A 21,252-nucleotide genomic window follows, 5' to 3' on the forward strand; every position below is an offset into this window, starting at 1 on the left:
CAATGGCAAAAATTCGGGTAGGCCGCGTAAGCGAGCAGATCAAAAAAGAGCTTAGCAGCATTATTCAGATGGAATTGAAGGATCCGCGCATCGGATTTATAACCGTTACGGGCGTGGAGACGACAAGCGATTTGTCGCAAGCGAAGATTTACCTTAGCGTACTCGGCAATGACGAGCAGAAGGAAGCAACGCTCAAGGCGCTGGCAAGCGCGACAGGCTTCCTTCGTTCGGAGCTTGGCAAGCGCATGAAGCTTCGCCACACGCCGGTGCTATTATTCAAGTTCGACAGCAGCATTGAATACGGCAGCCGGATCGAATCCTTGCTCGAAGATATTAACAAAGGAAGCGACGCGAAGTGACGCGGCCCCAGAGCTATAACGACTTGTTGAAAGAAGCATTGGCCTTCATTGAAGGTCATGCTTCCTTTCTTGTTGTCTCCCATGTCCAGCCGGACGGAGACGCCATTAGCTCAACATCGGTTGTGGCTTGGCTGTTATCCAAACTTGGGAAGACCGCTGTTCTGGTGAACGAAAGTTTGCTGCCTTCAAGGCTGTCATTCTTGCATCGATTCGAAGAGATTCATTCTTTAAAGGCTGTTAAACTTGAAGGCACTTACGATGCGATCATTGCGGTCGATTGTGCGGATTATCGCCGCATCGGGGAGGCAGCGACCTTATTTGCACCCGGCGCAGCGCTGCTGAACATCGATCACCATCCGACAAATGACGGCTTTGGGACGTTGAATATCATTCGGCCGGAAGCTGCGGCAACCGTTGAGATTTTGTACGACTTGCTTGAAGCGGCGGACATCACGCCCGATCTCGATTGCGCGACTGCGATCTATACGGGGCTGCTGACGGATACGGGAGGCTTCCGCTATTCCAACACCAGCCCGCGCGTGATGGAGATTGCGGCGAATCTGCTCGCTATTGGCGTGTCCGGCAGCATGCTAGCTGATCATCTGCTGGAAAAGATGACGATCGGCAAGCTCAAGCTGCTGCAAACTGCGCTTAGCCGTTTGACTTTCTCCGACAATTTGGAGATTGGCTGGCTTTACATGACAAAGGATGATCTGCGGGAATGCGGTGCGGTGCCTGACGATCTAGAAGGCATTGTGAACTACGCTCTTAACGTAGATGGCGTTGAAGTCGGCATTCTGTTTAAAGAGACGGAGTCCGGACAGGTCAAAGCCAGCCTTCGTTCCGCCGGCAAAGCGGATGTTGCTGCCATTGCTCAAGCATTTGGCGGCGGAGGGCATGTCCGTGCCGCCGGCTGCACGCTGGATGGGCCGATATCGGCCGCATCGGCGTTGCTAGTCGAAGCCGCGAGAAAGGCGCTGGTCTAACAATGGATGGCATACTTGCGGTATGGAAGCCGGCTGGCTGGACATCCCATGATGTTGTGGCCAAAGCAAGGCGACTATTAAAGATGAAGCGGATTGGTCATGCGGGCACTCTTGATCCTATGGTTACTGGCGTTTTGCCTCTATGCCTGGGACGGTCGACGAGAGTCGTCGAGTATGTGCAGGAGCGGCCTAAGGCCTACGAAGCGGTACTGAAGCTGGGCATTGCTACTGATACAGAGGACATGACAGGCGACGTTCTGGCACAGGAACCTGTCCGCCGTTTCACGGAGCAAGAGCTGGAAGCCGTGCTGGGACAATTTCTGGGCGAGATTGAACAAGTGCCGCCGATGTTCTCCGCTGTCAAGGTTGACGGGAAGCGATTGTACGAGCTTGCCAGGGAAGGGAAAACAGTAGACCGGAAGTCTCGCAAAGTTCGCATACATGAGATTCGGCTCCTTGCTTCCGAGCTCGATATGGAACACCCGGAAATAACGTTCTCGGCCGTATGCTCCAAGGGGACATATATTCGTACGTTATGCGTCGATATTGGCAAGGCTCTCGGCGTGCCAGCCACGATGAAGAGCTTGACCAGAACGATGTCCGGCGGAATTCAGGCCGAGCAGTGCCTGACTCTGGAGGAGATCGAGCAATTGCAGGCCGCAGGCGAGCTTGAGAGCCGTCTTATCTCTCCCGAGGAAGCCATCGACCATATTCCGAAGGCAGTCGTTACGGAGGAAGCTGCAGCCAAGGCGCTGCGCGGACAAAAGCTGTCGCTTCGATCGGCATCTATTCAAGAGCCCTGGGTACATGGCACGCTGTTCCGCGTGACGGATACCCGCGAATCGTTCATTGGCATTTTCGAATGCGACATGGACATCTACGGCTTGCGCCCGGTCAAGGTTTTCTCTTGAAATTTCAATAAGGTTCAAAAAGTTCGGTTTTCAGTACCGTAGCGTATGCTTCCGATGCTGCGTTTTTTTTAAAACGTTGTAGAAGGTTGGATGAAGCGAAGTTTTTGAACTACCTCTTTTATGGAAATGCAGGTGTATTCGCGGTGAAAATGATTTCGATCTCTTATCCTTTTACGAATCTGGCAGAGCTTGTGCAGGAGAAGGCGGTCTCCATTGCGATCGGTCACTTCGACGGCGTACATCGAGGGCATCAAAATGTCATCCGGCAAGCGGTTGACGTTGCCCGCAAGGAAGGAATGCTGTCGGCTGTCATGACCTTCTCCCCGCATCCCAAGGAAGTGCTGGGCCATGGAGAACACTATTACAGCTGTCTGACTCCGCTTCACAAAAAGCAGGCGTTGTTCGAAGAGCTCGGCGTTGATATTATGTATGTGATGCGCTTCGACCTCAGCTTCGCCGCGGTATCGCCTTCCGAATTCGTCAGCGGCGTATTGCGTCCTCTCGGCGTCGGTCATGCCGTGGTTGGATTCGACTTTACTTTCGGCAGCAAAGGCGCGGGTAATGCTTCGACTTTGCTTGAGCTGTGCAAGCCGGATATCGGAGTCAGCATTGTCGAGCCATTATACGATAACGGCGTCAAGGTTAGCAGCACATATACGCGAGATTCGCTGGAGCAAGGCAATCTTGACAAGGCGAACAGCCTGTTGGGCCGTCCTTATGAAGTATCAGGCACCGTCGTTCACGGCGACGGGAGAGGGCGTACCATCGGCTTTCCTACTGCCAATCTCGAGCTGCATGATCCTTACGTAGCCCCGAAGCTTGGCGTCTATGCCATTACGGCATGGCTGGACGGTGTCGCGTACAACGGCGTACTTAACCACGGAATGAAGCCGACCTTCAACAAGTCGGAGATTAAGCCCGTTATGGAAGCGAATCTGTTTGATTTCGACCGGGACATTTACGGCAAGGAAATCAGGGTACAATTTAAAGCTTTCATTCGCTCGGAGCAAAAGTTCGGTTCGATTGATCAATTGATCAGCCAGATCGCTGCCGACGCGGCACAAGCTCGTGCGATTAATCAAAGTCTTTAAAACTCGACAACCTGCCTTATCATGTGATATACTGGTCAAAGTTGTGACCGAACGAAGCTTGTACAAGCATTCGGACGCGGTCCAGCCGAACCTTGGCTTGGTTGTCCGCTCTCACCGGCGGCGGCGAGGCTAATGGCGATTAAGATAGAAGGAGGTGAACAAGGATGGCAATTACACAAGAACGTAAACAAGAGCTGATCGAGACTCACAAGACGCATGCAAGCGACACGGGGTCCGCTGAAGTTCAAGTCGCTATCCTTACGGAAAACATCGTGAACTTGACGCAACATTTGCGGGAACACAAAAAAGATCATCACTCCCGCCGTGGTCTGCTCAAGATGGTCGGTCAACGCCGTAAGCTGCTGGCTTACCTGAAGAACAAAGACGTAAGACGTTATAGCGCATTGATTGAAAAACTCGGCCTTCGCCGTTAAAACATGCGTAACAGAAAGCAACCTGATCGTCCCCATTGAGAGGGATACGGGTTGCTTTTTGTAAAATTACAAGAGGTTGTTCAAAAAGTCCTTTTTGAACTCTCACTATAAGAATTTTGATTCTACTATGAACGGAGGCTCGCGAATGATACATAAAGTTGAAATGACACTTGGCGGAAGACCGTTAAGCTTGGAGACAGGCCGACTGGCCAAGCAAGCGAACGCAGCCGTAACGGTTCGTTACGGAGAGACGGTTATCCTTTGTACCGTCACTGCTTCTTCAGAACCAAAAGATCTGGATTTCTTCCCGCTGACAGTCAACTACGAAGAGAGATTGTATGCGGTGGGCAAAATCCCGGGCGGCTTCATTAAGCGCGAGGGCAGACCGAGCGAGAAGGCCATTCTGTCCAGCCGCTTGACGGACAGACCTATTCGTCCGCTGTTCCCGGAAGGATTCCGCAACGATGTGCAGATTGCCAACATTGTTATGAGCGTCGATCAAGACTGCACGCCGGAGATTGCGGCAATGATTGGTACTTCGGCAGCACTTTCGATCTCGGACGTTCCGTTCAACGGACCGATTGGCGGGGTTGTAGTCGGCCGCATCGATGGCAAATTCATCATCAACCCGACGGTTGAGCAGGAACAAGAGACGGATATTTTTGTCGTTGTTTCAGGTACGAAGGACGCTATCATGATGGTGGAAGCGGAAGCGAACGAAGTATCCGAGGAAGTCATGCTGGAAGCCATCATGTTCGGGCACGACGCGATCAGAGGCATCGTGGCTACGATCGAAGAGCTGACGGCAGCTGCAGGCAAAGAAAAAATGGCAGTCAAGCTTCACGCCGTAAACGAAGAAGTAAACGCTGCGGTTCGCGCATTCGCATCGGAACGTCTGGTAGAAGCGATCAAGATCACCGAAAAACACGCGCGTCAAGAAGCAATCGACGCCGTAAACGGCGATACCGTGACTCACTTCGAGACGGTCTACGCCGATACGCCAGAATGGCTGGGCGACGTGAAGGAAGTGCTTTACGACATCGTGAAGGAAGAAGTACGCCGCCTTATTACGCATGACAAGGTACGTCCCGACGGCCGCGGTCTCGATGAGATTCGTCCGATCGAATGCGATGTATCCCTGCTCCCGCGCACGCACGGCTCTGGCCTGTTCACACGCGGTCAGACTCAGGCGCTAAGCATCTGTACGCTCGGCGCAATGGGCGACGTGCAAATTCTTGACGGCATCTCGCCGGAAGAGACCAAGCGCTTTATGCACCATTATAATTTCCCGCCATTCAGCGTAGGCGAAGCTCGTCCTTTACGTCCTCCAGGACGCAGGGAGATCGGCCACGGCGCGCTCGGAGAACGCGCATTGTCCAAGGTTATTCCTTCGGAAACGGATTTCCCTTACACGATTCGTCTCGTATCCGAAGTACTTGAGTCCAACGGCTCTACGTCGCAGGCGAGCATTTGCGCCAGCACGCTGGCCATGATGGACGCAGGAGTTCCGATCAAAGCGCCAGTAGCGGGTATCGCGATGGGTCTGATCAAGGACGGCGAACATTTCTCCATCCTGTCCGATATTCAAGGGATGGAAGATCATCTGGGCGATATGGACTTCAAAGTGGCTGGTACCGCTGCCGGCGTTACGGCGATTCAGATGGACATTAAGATCGATGGCATCGACCGCGCGATTTTGCAGCAATCGCTGGAGCAAGCGCGTCAAGGACGGTTGCATATCCTCGGCAAGATGATGGAAGTGATGAGCGCGCCGCGTACGAACTTGTCGAAATACGCGCCTAAGATTTTGACGCTCCGCATTAATCCGGACAAGATCCGCGACGTTATCGGCGCCGGCGGCAAAATCATCAACAAAATTATCGAGGAAACAGGTGTCAAAATCGATATCGAGCAAGACGGCATGGTGTTTATCGCTTCCTCCAACGAAGAGATGAATCAAAAAGCCAAGTCGATTATCGAAGGCATCGTCAAGGAAGTTGTTGTCGGAGAGATTTATCTGGGAACGGTCAAACGGATCGAGAAGTTCGGCGTATTCGTCGAAATTTTGCCGAACAAGGACGGCCTTGTCCACATCTCCCAACTGTCTACGGAACGCGTAGCGAAATGCGAGGACGTTGTTAAAATTGGCGATCAGATTACCGTGAAGGTAACGGAGATCGATCAGCAAGGCAGAGTCAACCTTTCGCGCAAAGTGCTCCTGACGCAGGAAGCGTCCTCGGAAACCAAGTAATTTCACTCGAAACTAAATAGGCACCAAGCGAAGAGTCAGATATCATCTGCCTCTTTTTGTTTGGGTACAAGCCGCATAAAGTTGTCCTTCCGCTCATAAGATGGTTCATAACCGCATATCGGACTCCAACAGCACCGCCGTTTTAGCTGTTCAGGCGCTGCAGGATTCCGGATGGGACTGGATAAGCGGGGAGTGGGGGACATGGCGCTGCGCAAAGCTGCCGCAATAGCGGCAAGCCTATTGATGGTGCTCGTATTTATACGATTAAACGGGGATATTAGTGCTTTTATCCACTCGGTTAAGGCCGGGCATGACGCGACTTACGCGTTCGGACCGCCTTCCTTGTCGGAAGAAGAGAAGAAGGAGCTGTACAATCGGATCGTCGCGGAAGCCGAAAGTCGGTATTCGGCGCCAATCGATGCTAGGATTGATCGGGTTTGGCATGCCATTCCCGGCTATAACGGACTTGCCGTCGATATCGAGCGTACCTACGAAGCGGCTCTTCAAGCAGCCAGGACGGATTCCATCCCTTATCAATACAAAGAAATCGAACCGAAGATCGGTCTCGGGGATCTTGGCGCGCAGCCGATCTACAGAGGCAATCCTAACAAACGGATGATCGCTTTTATGGTCAATGTCGCTTGGGGCAATGAGTACATTGATCCCATCCTGGAGACGTTTGCCAGGGAGAATGTCAAGGCAACGTTTTTTCTGGACGGTTCCTGGCTGAACAAGAATAGCGAGCTTGCCCGCAAAATTATGGATGCCGGTCATGAGTTATCCAATCATGCGTATTCGCATCCGGATATGAAAAATTTGAATCGAAACGATCAGTCTTCCCAAATAACGCGTACAGAGAAGCTGCTGCAAGAGAGGCTGGGCATTGGCGATAATCGGTGGTTCGCCCCGCCGTCCGGTTCCTACAATGGAGCCACCTTGCAGATCGCGAAGGAGCTGGGCTTGCAGACGGTGCTGTGGACCATCGATACGATCGACTGGATGAAGCCGGCGCCGAGTGCCATTGTGGAGAAAATCGACAGAAAGCTGGAGCCGGGGGCGCTGATTCTCATGCATCCGACAGCTTCTTCGAGCCAAGCGCTGCCTGGCATGATTGCAAGCGCCAAGGCGAAGGGATACTTGATCGGCACAGTAAGCCAGACGCTGTCTTCGGAGCGGACGCCCGCTGTTGTTGAGGGCGGAGTTGGATTCTGATATAGTGGAATCATTCGTGTTAATACAGATTGGCATAACGCCAATATAGGGGGACGCTTGGTGAATAAATACGTACTTAGCAACGGCTTGCGCGTCATGGTGGAAAATATACCTACAGTTCGTTCCGTTTCGTTCGGTATCTGGGTGAAAACAGGCTCTCGCAACGAGACGGTAGACAACAGCGGCATCTCCCATTTTATCGAACATATGTTGTTCAAGGGTACGGAGAAACGGTCCGCCAAGGACATTGCGGATCTGTTCGACGGCATCGGAGGCAACGTCAATGCTTTTACGTCGAAGGAATATACGTGTTACTTCGCGAAAGTGCTTGACGAACATCTGCCGCTTGCCGTGGATGCCTTGTCGGACATGTTCTTCCATTCGCAGTTCGACGAAGGAGAGCTGGCCAAAGAAAAAAACGTAATTCTTGAAGAAATCGCGATGTACGAGGATACTCCGGACGACAAGGTCCATGATGAAGCTTCGCGCGCCGCGTTCGGCAGTCATCCGCTTGCCTATTCCATTCTCGGGCTTAAGGAACGGCTGGAGTCGATGGGTCCCGATACGCTGCGCGGTTACATGAACGACAGATACACCATTGAGAACACCGTCATCAGCGTGGCGGGCAATGTGGAAGACGAGAAGCTGCTGGCGATGCTGGAGCAGTACTTTGGCGCCTTCTCGCGGCATTCGGAGCCTGTAGTCGTAACGCCGCCGGCTTTCCACGGGGACTATATCTTCTTTAAGAAAAAAACGGAGCAAAATCATCTCTGCATCTCCTTCCCAGGCTGCTCCAACGCCGATCCGCTGCTGTATCCGATGGTGCTGCTTAATAACGCGCTCGGCGGCGGCATGAGCTCGCGGCTTTTCCAGGAAATCAGGGAGAAACGCGGACTTGCGTATTCCGTCTATTCGTATCATACGGGTTATGCGGATTCCGGTCTGTTTACGGTCTATGCGGGTACGGCTCCGAAGCAGACGAAGGACGTGCTGGAGCTGACCATGGAACAGCTGCACGAATTGTCCGTCAAGGGACTGGGCGAAGACGAGCTTCATCGAGGCAAAGAGCAGCTTAAGGGATCTCTTATCCTGAGCCTTGAGAGCACGAGCAGCAGAATGAACCGGATCGGAAAAAACGAGCTGATGCTGGGACGCCATTACACGCTTGACGAGCTGCTTGCGCGTATCGATAATGTGACGATGGATCATATCCGCGAAGTAACCAAGCGGATGTTGGCCGTGCCTTTTGCAGTAGCGACAGTGGGCACGACGGACAAAGAATTTGCGGGATTGAGGAGAGATCAGCTTGTACCAGGTTCTGTTTAAACGATTGGAAGGCAACGAGGACATCGCGGTTCCTCGCAAAATGTCGGAGTGGGCTGCGGGCTTCGACCTGCAGGCTGCCGTAAGCGAGCCTGTAGTCTTGCAGCCGGGAGAGCGCAAGCTCATTCCGACGGGTTTCTCCATGGCGATGCCCATGGAGCTGGAAGCGCAGATTCGTCCGCGCAGCGGACTGGCATACAAGCATGGCATTACCTGCCTGAATTCGCCAGGCACGATCGACGCGGATTATCGCGGAGAGGTGAAGGTGCTGCTCGTTAATCTGGGGGCGGAGCCATTTGCCATCACAAGAGGCGAACGTATTGCGCAGATGGTGTTCCAGGTCGTTCCCCAGGTGACGATCGAGGAAGCGGAAGAGCTTCCGGATACGGTGAGAGGCGCAGGCGGTTTCGGACATACCGGGGTGAAATAATGAGGAAGTCGTACGGCTATCGGCTGTACGGCTTTTTTTGTTGCGCGCAAACTTTCACCCCGCTTTGGGCGGCGGCATAAGATGGTCTATATCCTTATGAGCATCTGATTGCTTATTTGTTTTTGAAAGGAGTGACGCTTAATGCTTACAGGCGTTCAAGTGCTGATGCTCGGCGGCGATGCCCGGCAGCTGGAGGTTATACGCAAGCTGAGCGAGCTGGACGCTTCCGTCACGGTATGCGGCTTCGATGGCTTGCACTCTTCGCTCGACGGCGCCGTGCATGCCGAGTTCGAAGAAGCATTGTTCGAAAATGTCGACGCGCTGCTGCTGCCTGCCGTAGGTACCGAAGACAATGGCCTGATTCACGCCGTATTCAGCGATCGGGAAATTGTGCTCGGCGAAGCACATCTTGCGAAGCTGCCCGCGCATTGTACGGTTTATACGGGCATGGCAAAGCCTTACTTGAAACAATTGTGCGGGCAATACGGCCTGAAGCTGGTCGAGCTGTTCGATCGGGACGATGTAGCCATCTATAATTCCATCCCAACGGCGGAAGGCGCCCTGATGATGGCTATTCAGAATACGGATATTACAATCCATGGTTCACGAAGCATGGTGCTTGGCTTTGGCCGGACCGGCTTTACGATGGCTCGAGCTTTGCATGGATTAGGGGCTAAAGTCAAGGTTGGCGTCAGGCGCTCAGAGCATTTTGCAAGGGCGGCGGAGATGGGCTTCGAGCCTTTCTATACGGGGGCTTTACTGCATAATGCGGGCAACATTGACTTGCTTTTTAATACAATTCCGACTATGATAGTCACAGCGCAAATTATCGCAAATCTACCATCGCGAGCGGTTATCATCGACCTTGCCTCGAAGCCTGGCGGAACCGATTTCCGCTTCGCAGAGAAACGTGGCATCAAGGCGATGCTCGCACCCGGACTCCCCGGAATCGTCGCACCCAAAACAGCTGGACGCATCATAGCGGATTGCTTGACTCAGTTGATCATGGATGATACGAATAAGCGGGGGAATGGGATATGAATTGGAACGAAATAACGGTAGGTTATGCATTGTCCGGCTCTCACTGCACGTTCGCAGAGGTGATGCCGGAGATCAAGCGATTCGTCGATGCCGGTGCAAATGTCGTGCCGATCGTTTCGAATACGCTGATTACGACAGATACGAGATTCGGAACGGCGAAGGAATGGCAAGAGCAGCTTAGGGGCATTACGGGCAACGAGATCATTTCGACGATCGTTCAGGCGGAGCCGCTTGGACCTTCCAAGCTGCTTGACGTTCTTGTTATCGCGCCTTGCACGGGCAACACGACGAGCCGGCTCGCTAACGCAATTACGGACAGCGCTGTATTGATGGCCGCCAAAGCGCAGATGCGCAACGGCAGACCGATCGTACTCGCCATTTCGACGAATGACGGCTTGGGCCTTAACGCCGCGAATATAGCGAAGCTATTAGTAGCTAAACATATATATTTCGTACCCTTTGGTCAGGATAATCCGATTCAGAAGCCCAATTCGCTGGTCGCTCGTATGGATCTGGTGCTGGAAGCTTGCGAGGCCGCGCTTCAGGGCAAGCAGCTTCAGCCGATGCTGGTAGAGCGGCACGGATAATTGAGGCGTTCCACGACTTTAGAAGTCATTGTTGGATAACGAATGGGATCAAACGATCGAGGATGTTAAGCAGCTGCCTCTGACTTCCGAGGACCATCTACAAGGCTTGGCAAGGATCATGTTCATATCGCAGCAATTATTTTCCACGGGTTCATGGATTCATTACGGATAACGTGCTGCTTCTCGTCTTCACTCGAAGATAGGAGGCTAACGGCTTGCGAATCCTCATACAGAAATTCGGAGGAACCTCGGTATCCAGCCCGGAAGCTAGAGAACGTGTTATTTATCATATCAATAGGGAACGGGGCGACGGCAATAGTCTTGTCGTCGTCGTTTCCGCTATGGGACGCAGCGGAGATCCGTACGCCACGGATACGTTATTAGAGCTTGTCCGGCAAAGCGGAGACAGTCTACCGGCAAAAGAAAGGGATATGCTGCTTGGCTGCGGCGAGATTATATCGGCAGCCGTATTGTGCAGCATGCTCAATGCCAGAGGCATTTCCTCTGTTGCGTTAACGGGTGGAAGCGCAGGGATTTTAACGGACGAAAGCTTCGGTTCGGCGCGAATTAAGCGTATTGACCCGGAGCCCGTCCTCACGCAATTGGCTAAAGGCCATGTTGTCGTGGTCGCCGGCTTCCAGGGCGTAACCGCCCATGGCGACCTGACGACGCTTGGACGGGGCGGCAGCGATACGACGGCGACGGCAATCGGCGCTGCTTTGCGCGCGGAAATGGTCGATATTTACACCGACGTAAATGGCATTTTGACGGCGGATCCCCGGATCGTGGCCGATGCCAAACCGCTTCCTGTCGTAAGTTATGCGGAAATTTGCAACTTGGCTAGGCAAGGGGCCAAGGTTGTGCACCCCCGTGCGGTCGAGATTGCCCAGCAGGCGAAAATCCCGGTAAGGGTTCGCTCCACCTTCTCGGAGGAGGTCGGCACGCTTGTTACGGATGATGCTTCTGCGGCAGCCGATCATGATTTCAGGGACAGATATGTGACCGGCATTGCGCATGTGCCCGGCATTACCCAGATAGCGGTAAAAGCGATCGAGGGACAGAACGACATGCAACTGCAAGTGTTCCAGACGATGGCCAGGCATCATATCAGCGTAGACTTTATTAATGTTACGCCAAGCGGCGCTCTATACACGGTCTATGACCGGGACGCGGATACCGCGGAACGGCTGCTTCGCGAAGCGGGCTTCGCGCCGGTGCTGACCCCTGGCTGCGCCAAGATCTCCGTCATTGGAGGCGGAATGAACGGTCAGCCGGGCGTCATGGCGCGTATCGTCGAGGCGTTGACGGAGCAAGGCATCAGCATCATGCAATCCTCCGATTCCAATACTACAATCTGGGTCCTGGTCCGCGACGAAGATATGGCGGTCGCGCTTCGTGCGCTGCATTTCAAGTTCGATCTTCATTTATGAAGCAATTAACAGCATTATTGTACAATTCTAGGAGGAGTCTCTATGGATTTCGGAAGATTGATTACAGCGATGGTTACACCATTTGATGCGGAAGGATCTATCGATTGGCAAACCGCCGGTAAGCTGATTGATTACTTGATTGACGAGCAAAGCAGTGACAGCATCGTTGTCTCCGGCACGACGGGCGAGTCGCCTACCTTGACGGAGGAAGAGAAGCTGAAGCTCTTCGCATTCGCGGTCGAGCACGCCGCTGGACGTTGCAAGATCATCGCCGGTACGGGCAGCAACGACACTGCCCATACGATTCATCTGACGAAATCTGCCCAGCAATGCGGCGTGGACGGAATCCTGCTTGTCGCTCCTTATTATAATAAGCCTTCCCAAGAAGGTTTGTACCGCCACTTCAAGGCTATAGCAGAATCGACAACGCTGCCGATCATACTCTATAACGTGGAAGGGCGCACGGGGGTCAATATTTCCGTAGAGACGACGCTTCGCCTGGCACAGCTTGACAACATTGTTGCAACGAAGGATTGTGCTTCGCTGGAGCAACTTACTCTGATCGTAAGCGGAGCGCCGGACGGATTCCGCGTATACAGCGGGGACGACGCCATGACGCTGCCGGCACTCGCTGTCGGAGCATACGGAATCGTCAGCGTGGCGAGCCACATTATTGGAGCCGACATGAAGGCGTTGGTTAATGCCTATGTAGAGGGTAATGTCGCGGAAGCAGCAAAGCTAAATGGAAAGCTGTTCACCATTTTCAAGGGTTTGTTCAACTGTCCTCATCCCGTGCCGAATCCGGTCGCGGTTAAATATGCGTTGTCGCTCAAAGGTTATCCCGTTGGCGGGGTGCGGCTTCCGCTGATCGATGCAAACGAAGCGGAGCGGGCTTTTCTTCGCGATTTGATTTCATAGTAAAACGGACATAAATGACGCTATTTTTCGATTTTTTTAGTTTTTCGACAATCTAATGGACTAACAGGGGCTATCGATTCATTGTGGACGACAGCGCAGTTAAGTAAAGGCTGAGCGTAACGGACACTGCAGTCGCTATTTCGCAAAATGGGGTCTGTTCAAATTGTAACGGACCCAGACGACCTTATTCACGTCAAAATCGCATAGAATGGGCGGAAATGCACCAAATAGCGTCATCTGAGTCCGTTGTGCGCCTAGCCAAGCTGGGCATAACTAGCTGATGAAAGTTCAGCCGGGGTAAAGGCCAAGCTGCCCCGTAGCTAGTAGGCAGGTCATGGAGAAATTCATGGGTTGAAGCCCTACGAAAAGCATGAAAAAAAAAAAATCATGCGAAGCAAGCCCTCAGGCCGTAACATCCGAGTGAATCCTGCCGCATCGTCAAAAGGAACCCGCAAGGGACAAGAGGGAGCCGAGCCTTGAGCGGACGGGCGAAGGCCATGGAACGTGCACAGAACTTGGAGCAGCACGGAAGAACCCTCCGGTGTATGGGGATCGGCATGTGGAGACAGTTATGTTCGGAACTAGGGAGACCCTCCCCCACACGGCAGCAAGGGGCCGTAACGAGCAAACCTATAAGCCTTGAAAGGTGAAGTGGCTAGCGGTGGGAAGGGAGTCGGAGGGGGCCGTAGTACCGAGGAAGCAAGGACAACATAACCTTGTGGAGGGAAGGGCGTCGAAAGACAATACCCCACTTCGTTCATGGGAACCAAGGAGGTAAGAGTGAGTGAATGCCGCAAAGGCTAACAACGCCAAAGAAAAAGCTCGAGAACTTCAAAGAACCCTCTACCTTGCAGCTAAGGAAAAGCCAGGACGGCGGTTCCATGCTCTGTATGACAAGATCAGTCGCGAGGACATCATGACCTATGCGTGGATGCGAGTAAAGGCCAATAAAGGGAGTGCCGGGGTCGACAAAATCACGATCCAGTCGATCAACGAAGACTATGGCGAGAAGCGGTTTATCGCGGAGACATGCGGTCAACTGAGAAACGGTACCTATCGACCAACGCCGGTACGCCGAGTAGATATTCCAAAAGATGATGGAAAGACAAGACCACTCGGCATTCCGACGGTGAGAGACCGACTGGTACAGATGGCGACAAAGCTCGTACTGGAAGGCATCTTCGAGGCCGACTTCAAAGACTTCTCCTATGGGTTTCGTCCGAAACGCAGCGCGCACGATGCGCTGCAAAAGATCCTGACAACGGCGAACGAGGGGAGAGTATATTGGGTCGTGGATGTCGACATTCGGGGCTACTTTGACAACATCTCACATGAGAAGCTGATGGCACTCGTCGAACAACGAGTCAACGACCGGAAAGTACTGAAACTTCTCCGCGGATGGCTGACGGCAGGCGTGATGAAAGAAGGCGAGTTCTATGCTTCGGACATCGGAAGCCCGCAAGGAGGCGTCATTTCTCCGCTATTGGCTAACATTTACTTGAACTACCTGGACACGATCTGGGAGAGGAACTACACGCAGCTCGGAACGCTGGTCCGTTACGCTGACGATCTGGTCATCCTATGTCATCGAAAAGCAGAAGCGCTGGAAGCGATACAGGTATTGAAAGCTGTATTCGCAAAACTGGAGCTGAGCATGAATACGGAGAAAAGCAAGCTGGTGAATGTGTGGGAGGACGATCAAGGCTTCGACTTTCTCGGCCATCATTTTCGTCGACTGCCGGTCATGCGCAAAGGGGGAAAAGTGGCACGAATTCTCCGGTGCTTCCCGTCGCAGAAAGCGATGAAGAAGATGAAGACGAAAGTAAAGGCATGCACGTCGTCGCGAACGCTACTGAAGCAAATGACCAGCGAGATCATCGCAGTACTCAACCCGAAAATAGTGGGGTGGAGAAACTATTATGCCAAAGCGGACAAAGGCCTAGCCAATGGCTTCTTGGCCAAGATCGACTGGTATATCCGTAAGAGGCTGATGATCTTCTGCCGGAAGAAGTTTAAAAGGTGGAGGCTGCGTCAATCCGGATTCTTCAAGATGCTAAAGGAAGCAGGGTTACAATCCGTCACAACCTGGAAGAGTACGTACTGCGCAAGGTGAAGAACGTCGGAAAGCCGTATGCGGGAAAACCGCACGTACGGTTTGATGAGGAGGGGCTGGTAGTCCCAGCCCTTTACTCTACAGATTTGTTTGAGGTTAAAAATCGGACAAATAGCGTCGCTGGTGTCTGTTAGAGCAAGAACCGATGCGCTGCATCGGTTTTTTTGCATAACTAAGGATGAAACGTTTTGGAGACGCTATCGGATAGAGGATTATCCGGTTGCACTTGTATTCCATCTTTTTCATCATGTATAATGATCACAAGTGATTGGGTGCGGCAAACAAAATCAATTCCAGTTCTTACCGTCAGAGCGGCATCTGGCGTTATCTGTAATACCAATAATCGGATAAAGCATGAATAATGACACTTTCTATAGGAGGTATAGATCCATTTGTCTAAGAAAAACAACAACCAAGATAAGCTGCTTATATTCGCACTGGGCGGAGTAGGCGAGATCGGCAAAAACATGTACGTGATCCAATATAACAACGATATCGTCGTTGTGGATTCGGGTCTCAAATTCCCGGAAGAGGACATGCTCGGCATTGATATTGTCATCCCGGATATTTCTTACCTGACGGAGAACCGCGACAAGGTTCGCGCCATCCTCATTACACACGGTCACGAAGACCACATTGGCGGTCTGCCATACGTGCTCAGACATCTTAATGTTCCTGTCTACGGAACAAAGCTGACGCTCGGACTGATCGAAGGAAAGCTTAAGGAAGCGGGCCTGCTGGGCGAGACGAAGCGCATCCTGATCAATGCGGATTCCGAGATTCAACTCGGCGCCATTCGTGCGAGCTTCTTCAAGACCAACCACAGTATTCCGGACTCCGTAGGCGTCTGCCTGGATACACCGGAAGGCATCGTCGTTCATACGGGCGACTTCAAGTTCGACCATACGCCTGTAAACGATCAGTTCGCCGACCTGCAGCGTATTGCCGAAATCGGCAGCCGCGGCGTACTGGCATTGCTGTCCGACAGTACAAACGCAGAACGGCCTGGCTATACGCCTTCCGAGAGCAAGGTAGGGGACGAGCTTGAAGATATCTTCCGCAAGTCCACCCAACGCGTCGTCGTTGCCACCTTCGCTTCCAACGTGCATCGGATTCAACAGATCATCAACGCTTCGATTGCAACTCGCCGCAAGATTGCAGTCGTTGGCCGCAGCATGGTCAACGTAGTCGGTATCGCATCGGAGCTTGGCTACCTTAACATCCCTGAAGGCATGCTGATCGAGCCGGAGGAAGTGAACAAGCTGGCCGCCGACCGCGTCGTTATTCTTTGCACTGGCAGCCAGGGAGAGCCCATGTCCGCTTTGACGAGAATGGCGCGCTCCACGCATCGCAAAGTCGATATTTTGCCTGGCGACACGGTTATTATCGCCGCTACGCCGATTCCTGGCAATGAGCGTTACGTAGGACGTACGGTAGACGAGCTGTTCAAGCTCGGCGCCAACGTCATCTATGGACCAGGCTCCGTGTCTGGCGTCCACGTATCGGGTCACGGCAGCCAGGAAGAGCTTAAGCTCATGCTGAACCTAATCAAGCCAAAGTACTTTATTCCGATTCACGGCGAATATCGTATGCTTCGCTTGCATGGCAGACTGGGCGAGTCAATCGGCATCGATAAGGAAAATATTTTCATTGTCGAGAACGGCGATACGGTAGAATTCCAAGGCGGCGCCGGTCGCAAGGGCTCCAAGGTGCCGGCAGGCAATGTTCTTATTGACGGACTTGGCGTTGGCGACGTAGGCAACATTGTATTGCGTGATCGCAAGCTGCTGTCGCAAGACGGCATTCTGGTCGTAGTCGTGACGCTCAGCAAGCAGGATGGCACGATTCTATCCGGTCCGGACATCATCTCCCGCGGGTTCGTATACGTAAGGGAGTCGGAAGGCCTTCTGGACGAAGCCAACCGGATCGTCACTTCAACACTCAACAAGCTTATGAACGACAAAGTTAATGAGTGGGCATCGCTCAAGACTAACGTCAAGGACGCTCTTGGACGATTCCTCTACGAACAGACACGTCGCCGCCCTATGATATTGCCGATCATCATGGAGGTTTAGACGGTATACAAATACCCATCACGATATAGAAATCGCTTTTCAGCCGGGCAACCGGAGGGAAGGCGATTTTTTTATGGCGGATGCTTCGGTACAATCGTTCGGATAATTGTTCTCATGACATTCCATACTATGACAAGCTGTAGAACTACATGATGGATATGAGGGGGATATAAGCATGTCGTATGGATACATGAATGAAGGAATTAAAAGCAATGGATCGGAGCCGCCGCCGGCCCAACCTGAACCGCAAGGAGCGCCTCAAGACGAGAAGCGGAAATCGGCTGCAATTGAAAGCATTCAGCAATTAGGAACCGTATCTCCGCCAGTTCCGGCGGAATCCAATATCTTTTGCATGACAATCATCGGACAAGTCGAAGGTCATCTCATTCTTCCGCCGCAAAATAAGACGACGAAATATGAACACATGATCCCCCAGCTTGTAGCCGCCGAACAGAATCCGAAAATCGAAGGGGTGCTAATCGTACTAAACACGGTGGGAGGAGATGTTGAGGCCGGACTCGCCATCGCCGAGATGATCGCATCATTGTCGAAGCCGGTGGTAACGTTAGTGCTTGGCGGCGGGCATTCCATCGGCGTACCCATAGCGGTGTCAGGAGACCTATCCTATATCGCGGAAACCGCAACAATGACGATTCATCCCATCCGGATGAACGGACTGGTCATCGGAGTGCCGCAAACGTTCGAATATTTGGAGAAAATGCAGGAACGCGTCGTACGATTCGTTACTTCTCATTCGAATATCTCTGAGACTACTTTTAAAGAACTCATGTTCAAGACTGGCGAGCTTACACGCGATATCGGTACGACAGTAATCGGAGCTGATGCCGTAAAGCATGGCCTCATTGACAATATCGGCGGATTGGGAGATGCGCTTCGGAGTTTAAATGGATTGATTGAAACGAAACGTGCGGCAGCGCCTCAACCTTCGAGCATAGACGCATCAGTTGCAGCTGGAATTATGGCTGCGTCAAGCGAGGTCGGTTTAGAAGGAGGCGCTACGCAATGACCCTGCATACGATCATGCCTCTAGAGCTGGTTCTACAGGGCTACGGAGAAGAGGGGGAACCTATGCTTGACGTTACGGCAAAGGGTGTAAGAATGCTTGTTGTTCCCGTAGCGCCAGGCTGCGGTAAAATTGTAAGACTGTTGGATTGCTCCTTGTACGACTATCTGGATCCAACGCTGGCGCCGGGAGCATTTATTACATTCGGCTTCGAATAGTTGTTCGGAAGTGAAATAGTCCGTCACCCGGAACTGTGCTATAATGGAAATCCGAGGTGACGGCATGGCAAAGAAAAAGGGACGCAAAAAATCGATTGGCGCTCAACTGAAGTATGAAGTATACGGTATTCTCATTATTACAATATCCATCATCGCATTATCCGGCGAAGCGACTGTAGGACGCGCCTTATCCAAGCTGTTTGGTTTGTTTCTGGGCAAATTTTATTTCGTGCTTGCGCTTGTCGGCATATACATAGGTCTTACTGTAATGGTTAAGAGGGCATGGCCCCGGGGCTGGACAAGCCGCAAGACGGGGCTGCTTGTGCTTGTGCTGGGCCTTGCGCTCAGCAGCTCGATCTCCGATGTAAACGCCAGATTCCAGGGCGTCGAAAGAGAGACGTTATCAGGCGGCGTTATTTTGGGAGCGCTTAGCCAGGGGCTGCAGGAGCAGCTTCTGACCTCGGCCTCTGACGGGGTGAGCGAACTCCGAATTCAAGACAAGCCTATTAGCGGAGGTTATGTTGGCGCGCTCATGTTAGCAATGTTATTCACCTTGTTTGGCTATTACGGAGCCGTCATCATTAATATTGTCATGTTCGCCATAGCGATCATGTTGATAACGGGCAAGTCGTATGTCGAGCTGGTCCGATTGATACGGACAAGATTCATACGGATGTTGAAGCTGCTTAACGCCAAGCGAAGCAGCCACAAGGCGAAGCGTGAAGCTGCCGCTGCCGCTGCGGGAGCGACGGCTGCTCAGCCAAGCGGATTATACGATGACGATACGATCGATGATGATGATCAATTCGCCAAGCCGAGGCCAAAGAAACGTAAATCGATATTCTTCGCTTGGCGGAACGAAGAGAGCAAGAGCCATGCCTCCGAGGATGACGAGTGGGAGTTCACTGGCGATAAGGACGAACAGCCAGGCGCAGCGGTTAGTTCATGGGAAAACGGACTTGCCGAGCAGCCATGGGAGAAAACGGGCGAAAGCTCCGATGAAAACGGCATAGGGACAGAAACTCAGTTTGAAGATAATAATGATTCGCTCCCTCCATGGATGCGGCAGGATGATCATGACCTTGCCGACAAGGGAGAGACGGAGGGGATCGTACCTAACGATCCATCCTCCCCAACAGGAGAAGAGTACGGGGAGGCGCAGGCATGGGGGAATCCCGATTGGCCTCCTAACGCCCAACAGCAAGAATACGACGACAATCAAACCTATAACGAGATGAAAGAGACTGACGTGCTTGCAGAGAATCTTGACGATGTCGCAGACGGCATGCAAGACGAAACGTTCGACGAGGACGACAATAGCGCCGAGGCCGTTCAAGCAAGCGGCGAAACGGTTCCGCGAAGGCCGGTTGGCGAAGAAATGGTCGTCAGCGGAGCCCCGCCTGCTCCGCCTGCACCCAAGCCATATCGTTTGCCGCCGTTCACTTTGCTGCAGAAGCCGCTTGGCATGAGCAGAGGCTCCGACGCTTCGGATATGTACGATTCCAGGCGCAAGCTGGAAGCGACGCTGGAAAGCTTCGGCGTACGCGCGAAGGTGCTGGACGTCGTTCGGGGGCCTGCGGTTACCCGTTACGAAGTGCAGCCCGCGACGGGCGTCAAGGTAAGCCGAATCGTTGGCCTTACCGATGATATTGCATTGGCTCTTGCGGCTAAGGATGTAAGGATGGAAGCGCCGATACCAGGTAAGTCTGCCATTGGCATCGAGGTGCCCAACATGGAAGTGTCCGTCGTCACCATGAGAGAGGTGATGGAGACGCCTGCCTTCCAGACGGCTACCTCCAAGCTCTCCATTGCGTTCGGCCGGGATATATCCGGTCAGACGATCGTCGGCAACCTTGCACGTATGCCTCACTTGCTGGTTGCCGGCGCAACAGGCTCCGGCAAGTCCGTCTGTATCAACGGCATTATTACGAGCATTCTGTATAAGGCCAAACCGGACGAAGTGAAATTCCTTATGATCGATCCTAAGATGGTGGAGCTGAACATCTACAACGGCATCCCGCATTTGTTGGCTCCGGTCGTCACGGATCCGCGCAGGGCATCGCTAGCGCTTAAGAAGATCGTCGTGGAGATGGAGAAACGGTACGAGCTGTTCTCCAAATCGTCGACGCGCAATATCGAAGGCTACAATACGCTGATGGCTGACAATCCGGCCGCCGTTTTGCCGTACTACGTCATCATCGTGGACGAGTTGGCGGATCTAATGATGGTAGCCGCGAACGATGTCGAGGACTCCATTGCGAGACTTGCGCAGATGGCCCGTGCCGCGGGAATTCATCTCATTATTGCTACTCAGCGGCCATCCGTCGACGTCATTACAGGCGTTATTAAGGCGAACATCCCTTCCCGAATCGCGTTCGGAGTCTCGTCGCAAGTCGATTCCAGGACGATTCTCGATATGGGAGGAGCCGAGAAGCTGCTCGGACGCGGAGATATGCTGTTCTTGCCCGTGGGCATGTCGAAGCCGATTCGCGTACAAGGCGCCTTCCTCTCCGATCAGGAGGTGGAAGCACTGGTAAGTTTTGCGAGGAATCAGGGAGAGGCGGAATACAAGGAGGATCTCGTGCCAGAAATTGACGCGGAATCCGAGGACGAAGACATGCAGCTTGACGAGCTGTTTGACCAGGCGGTACAGATCGTTGTTGAGGCAAAGCAGGCTTCCGTATCGCTGCTCCAGCGCAGGATGAGAATCGGTTATACACGTGCTGCGAGACTGATCGACCAGATGGAGGCACGTTCCATCGTTGGCCCTTACGAAGGAAGCAAGCCGCGCGAGGTGCTGATGTCTCTCGAGCAGTTCCAAGCGAACCGCGCCAGCTCCTAAAGAGGTT

Annotated in this window: 18 protein-coding genes; all 18 read left to right on the top strand. The window is 52.9% G+C overall.

The genetic code is table 11. The features are described from left to right. The first annotated feature begins 2 nt into the window (after nucleotides 1-2). The 18 genes from rbfA to KJW29_RS07855 all read left to right on the top strand — a co-directional run bounded on the left by rbfA (nucleotide 3) and on the right by KJW29_RS07855 (nucleotide 21,245). Nucleotides 3-359, top strand: a complete 357-nt coding sequence (gene rbfA / locus KJW29_RS07770) for a 30S ribosome-binding factor RbfA (RefSeq protein ID WP_087570923.1) — start codon at nucleotides 3-5, stop codon at nucleotides 357-359. Then, a complete protein-coding gene (locus KJW29_RS07775) occupies nucleotides 356-1,345 on the top strand; it encodes a DHH family phosphoesterase (protein ID WP_214629328.1) in 990 nt (329 codons plus the stop codon). Before rbfA ends, KJW29_RS07775 begins: the two co-directional genes overlap by 4 nt. A gap of 2 nt (nucleotides 1,346-1,347) precedes the next feature. After that, nucleotides 1,348-2,256 carry a tRNA pseudouridine(55) synthase TruB gene (gene truB, locus KJW29_RS07780; RefSeq protein ID WP_214629329.1) on the top strand — a complete coding sequence of 303 codons (909 nt, stop codon included), beginning with the start codon at nucleotides 1,348-1,350 and terminating at the stop codon, nucleotides 2,254-2,256. Nucleotides 2,257-2,405: 149 nt separating this feature from the next. After that, nucleotides 2,406-3,347, top strand: a complete 942-nt coding sequence (locus KJW29_RS07785) for a bifunctional riboflavin kinase/FAD synthetase (RefSeq protein ID WP_343222830.1) — start codon at nucleotides 2,406-2,408, stop codon at nucleotides 3,345-3,347. Nucleotides 3,348-3,511: 164 nt separating this feature from the next. After that, nucleotides 3,512-3,781, top strand: a complete 270-nt coding sequence (rpsO, locus tag KJW29_RS07790) for a 30S ribosomal protein S15 (RefSeq protein WP_087570920.1) — start codon at nucleotides 3,512-3,514, stop codon at nucleotides 3,779-3,781. A gap of 145 nt (nucleotides 3,782-3,926) precedes the next feature. Then, the gene (gene pnp, locus KJW29_RS07795; protein ID WP_214629331.1) at nucleotides 3,927-6,032 is read left to right on the top strand and encodes a polyribonucleotide nucleotidyltransferase; all 2,106 of its coding nucleotides are present in this window, start codon (nucleotides 3,927-3,929) and stop codon (nucleotides 6,030-6,032) included. A 201-nt stretch (nucleotides 6,033-6,233) separates the two neighbouring features. Then, entirely contained in the window at nucleotides 6,234-7,244 is a 1,011-nt protein-coding gene (locus tag KJW29_RS07800; RefSeq protein ID WP_214629332.1) for a polysaccharide deacetylase family protein, read from the top strand. A 60-nt stretch (nucleotides 7,245-7,304) separates the two neighbouring features. Then, complete coding sequence (locus KJW29_RS07805; RefSeq protein WP_087570918.1) at nucleotides 7,305-8,570, top strand: M16 family metallopeptidase; 1,266 nt, start codon at nucleotides 7,305-7,307, stop codon at nucleotides 8,568-8,570. Continuing rightward, nucleotides 8,551-8,997, top strand: coding sequence for a dUTP diphosphatase (dut, locus tag KJW29_RS07810; RefSeq protein ID WP_108994329.1), 447 nt, complete (start codon nucleotides 8,551-8,553; stop codon nucleotides 8,995-8,997). The genes KJW29_RS07805 and dut overlap by 20 nt, the downstream gene beginning before the upstream one ends. Nucleotides 8,998-9,138: 141 nt before the next feature. Further along, nucleotides 9,139-10,038, top strand: a complete 900-nt coding sequence (dpsA, locus tag KJW29_RS07815; RefSeq protein WP_187100117.1) for a dipicolinate synthase subunit DpsA — start codon at nucleotides 9,139-9,141, stop codon at nucleotides 10,036-10,038. Further along, nucleotides 10,035-10,625, top strand: a complete 591-nt coding sequence (locus KJW29_RS07820; RefSeq protein ID WP_214629333.1) for a dipicolinate synthase subunit B — start codon at nucleotides 10,035-10,037, stop codon at nucleotides 10,623-10,625. Before dpsA ends, KJW29_RS07820 begins: the two co-directional genes overlap by 4 nt. Nucleotides 10,626-10,840: 215 nt before the next feature. After that, nucleotides 10,841-12,055, top strand: coding sequence for an aspartate kinase (dapG, locus tag KJW29_RS07825; RefSeq protein WP_214629334.1), 1,215 nt, complete (start codon nucleotides 10,841-10,843; stop codon nucleotides 12,053-12,055). A 42-nt stretch (nucleotides 12,056-12,097) separates the two neighbouring features. Then, on the top strand, nucleotides 12,098-12,973 hold the full coding sequence (gene dapA / locus KJW29_RS07830; protein WP_087570913.1) for a 4-hydroxy-tetrahydrodipicolinate synthase: 876 nt from the start codon (nucleotides 12,098-12,100) through the stop codon (nucleotides 12,971-12,973). A 784-nt stretch (nucleotides 12,974-13,757) separates the two neighbouring features. Continuing rightward, nucleotides 13,758-15,086 carry a group II intron reverse transcriptase/maturase gene (ltrA, locus tag KJW29_RS07835; protein WP_214625909.1) on the top strand — a complete coding sequence of 443 codons (1,329 nt, stop codon included), beginning with the start codon at nucleotides 13,758-13,760 and terminating at the stop codon, nucleotides 15,084-15,086. Between the two features lie 392 nt (nucleotides 15,087-15,478). Further along, the gene (locus KJW29_RS07840; protein ID WP_087570912.1) at nucleotides 15,479-17,161 is read left to right on the top strand and encodes a ribonuclease J; all 1,683 of its coding nucleotides are present in this window, start codon (nucleotides 15,479-15,481) and stop codon (nucleotides 17,159-17,161) included. Nucleotides 17,162-17,351: 190 nt separating this feature from the next. Next, nucleotides 17,352-18,188, top strand: a complete 837-nt coding sequence (locus KJW29_RS07845; protein WP_087570943.1) for a ClpP family protease — start codon at nucleotides 17,352-17,354, stop codon at nucleotides 18,186-18,188. Then, complete coding sequence (locus tag KJW29_RS07850; RefSeq protein ID WP_214629335.1) at nucleotides 18,185-18,403, top strand: YlzJ-like family protein; 219 nt, start codon at nucleotides 18,185-18,187, stop codon at nucleotides 18,401-18,403. Before KJW29_RS07845 ends, KJW29_RS07850 begins: the two co-directional genes overlap by 4 nt. A gap of 64 nt (nucleotides 18,404-18,467) precedes the next feature. After that, nucleotides 18,468-21,245 carry an FtsK/SpoIIIE family DNA translocase gene (locus KJW29_RS07855; RefSeq protein WP_214629336.1) on the top strand — a complete coding sequence of 926 codons (2,778 nt, stop codon included), beginning with the start codon at nucleotides 18,468-18,470 and terminating at the stop codon, nucleotides 21,243-21,245. Nucleotides 21,246-21,252: the final 7 nt, after the last annotated feature.

The organism is Paenibacillus agaridevorans (assembly GCF_018604145.1).
Lineage (GTDB): Bacteria > Bacillota > Bacilli > Paenibacillales > Paenibacillaceae > Pristimantibacillus > Pristimantibacillus agaridevorans.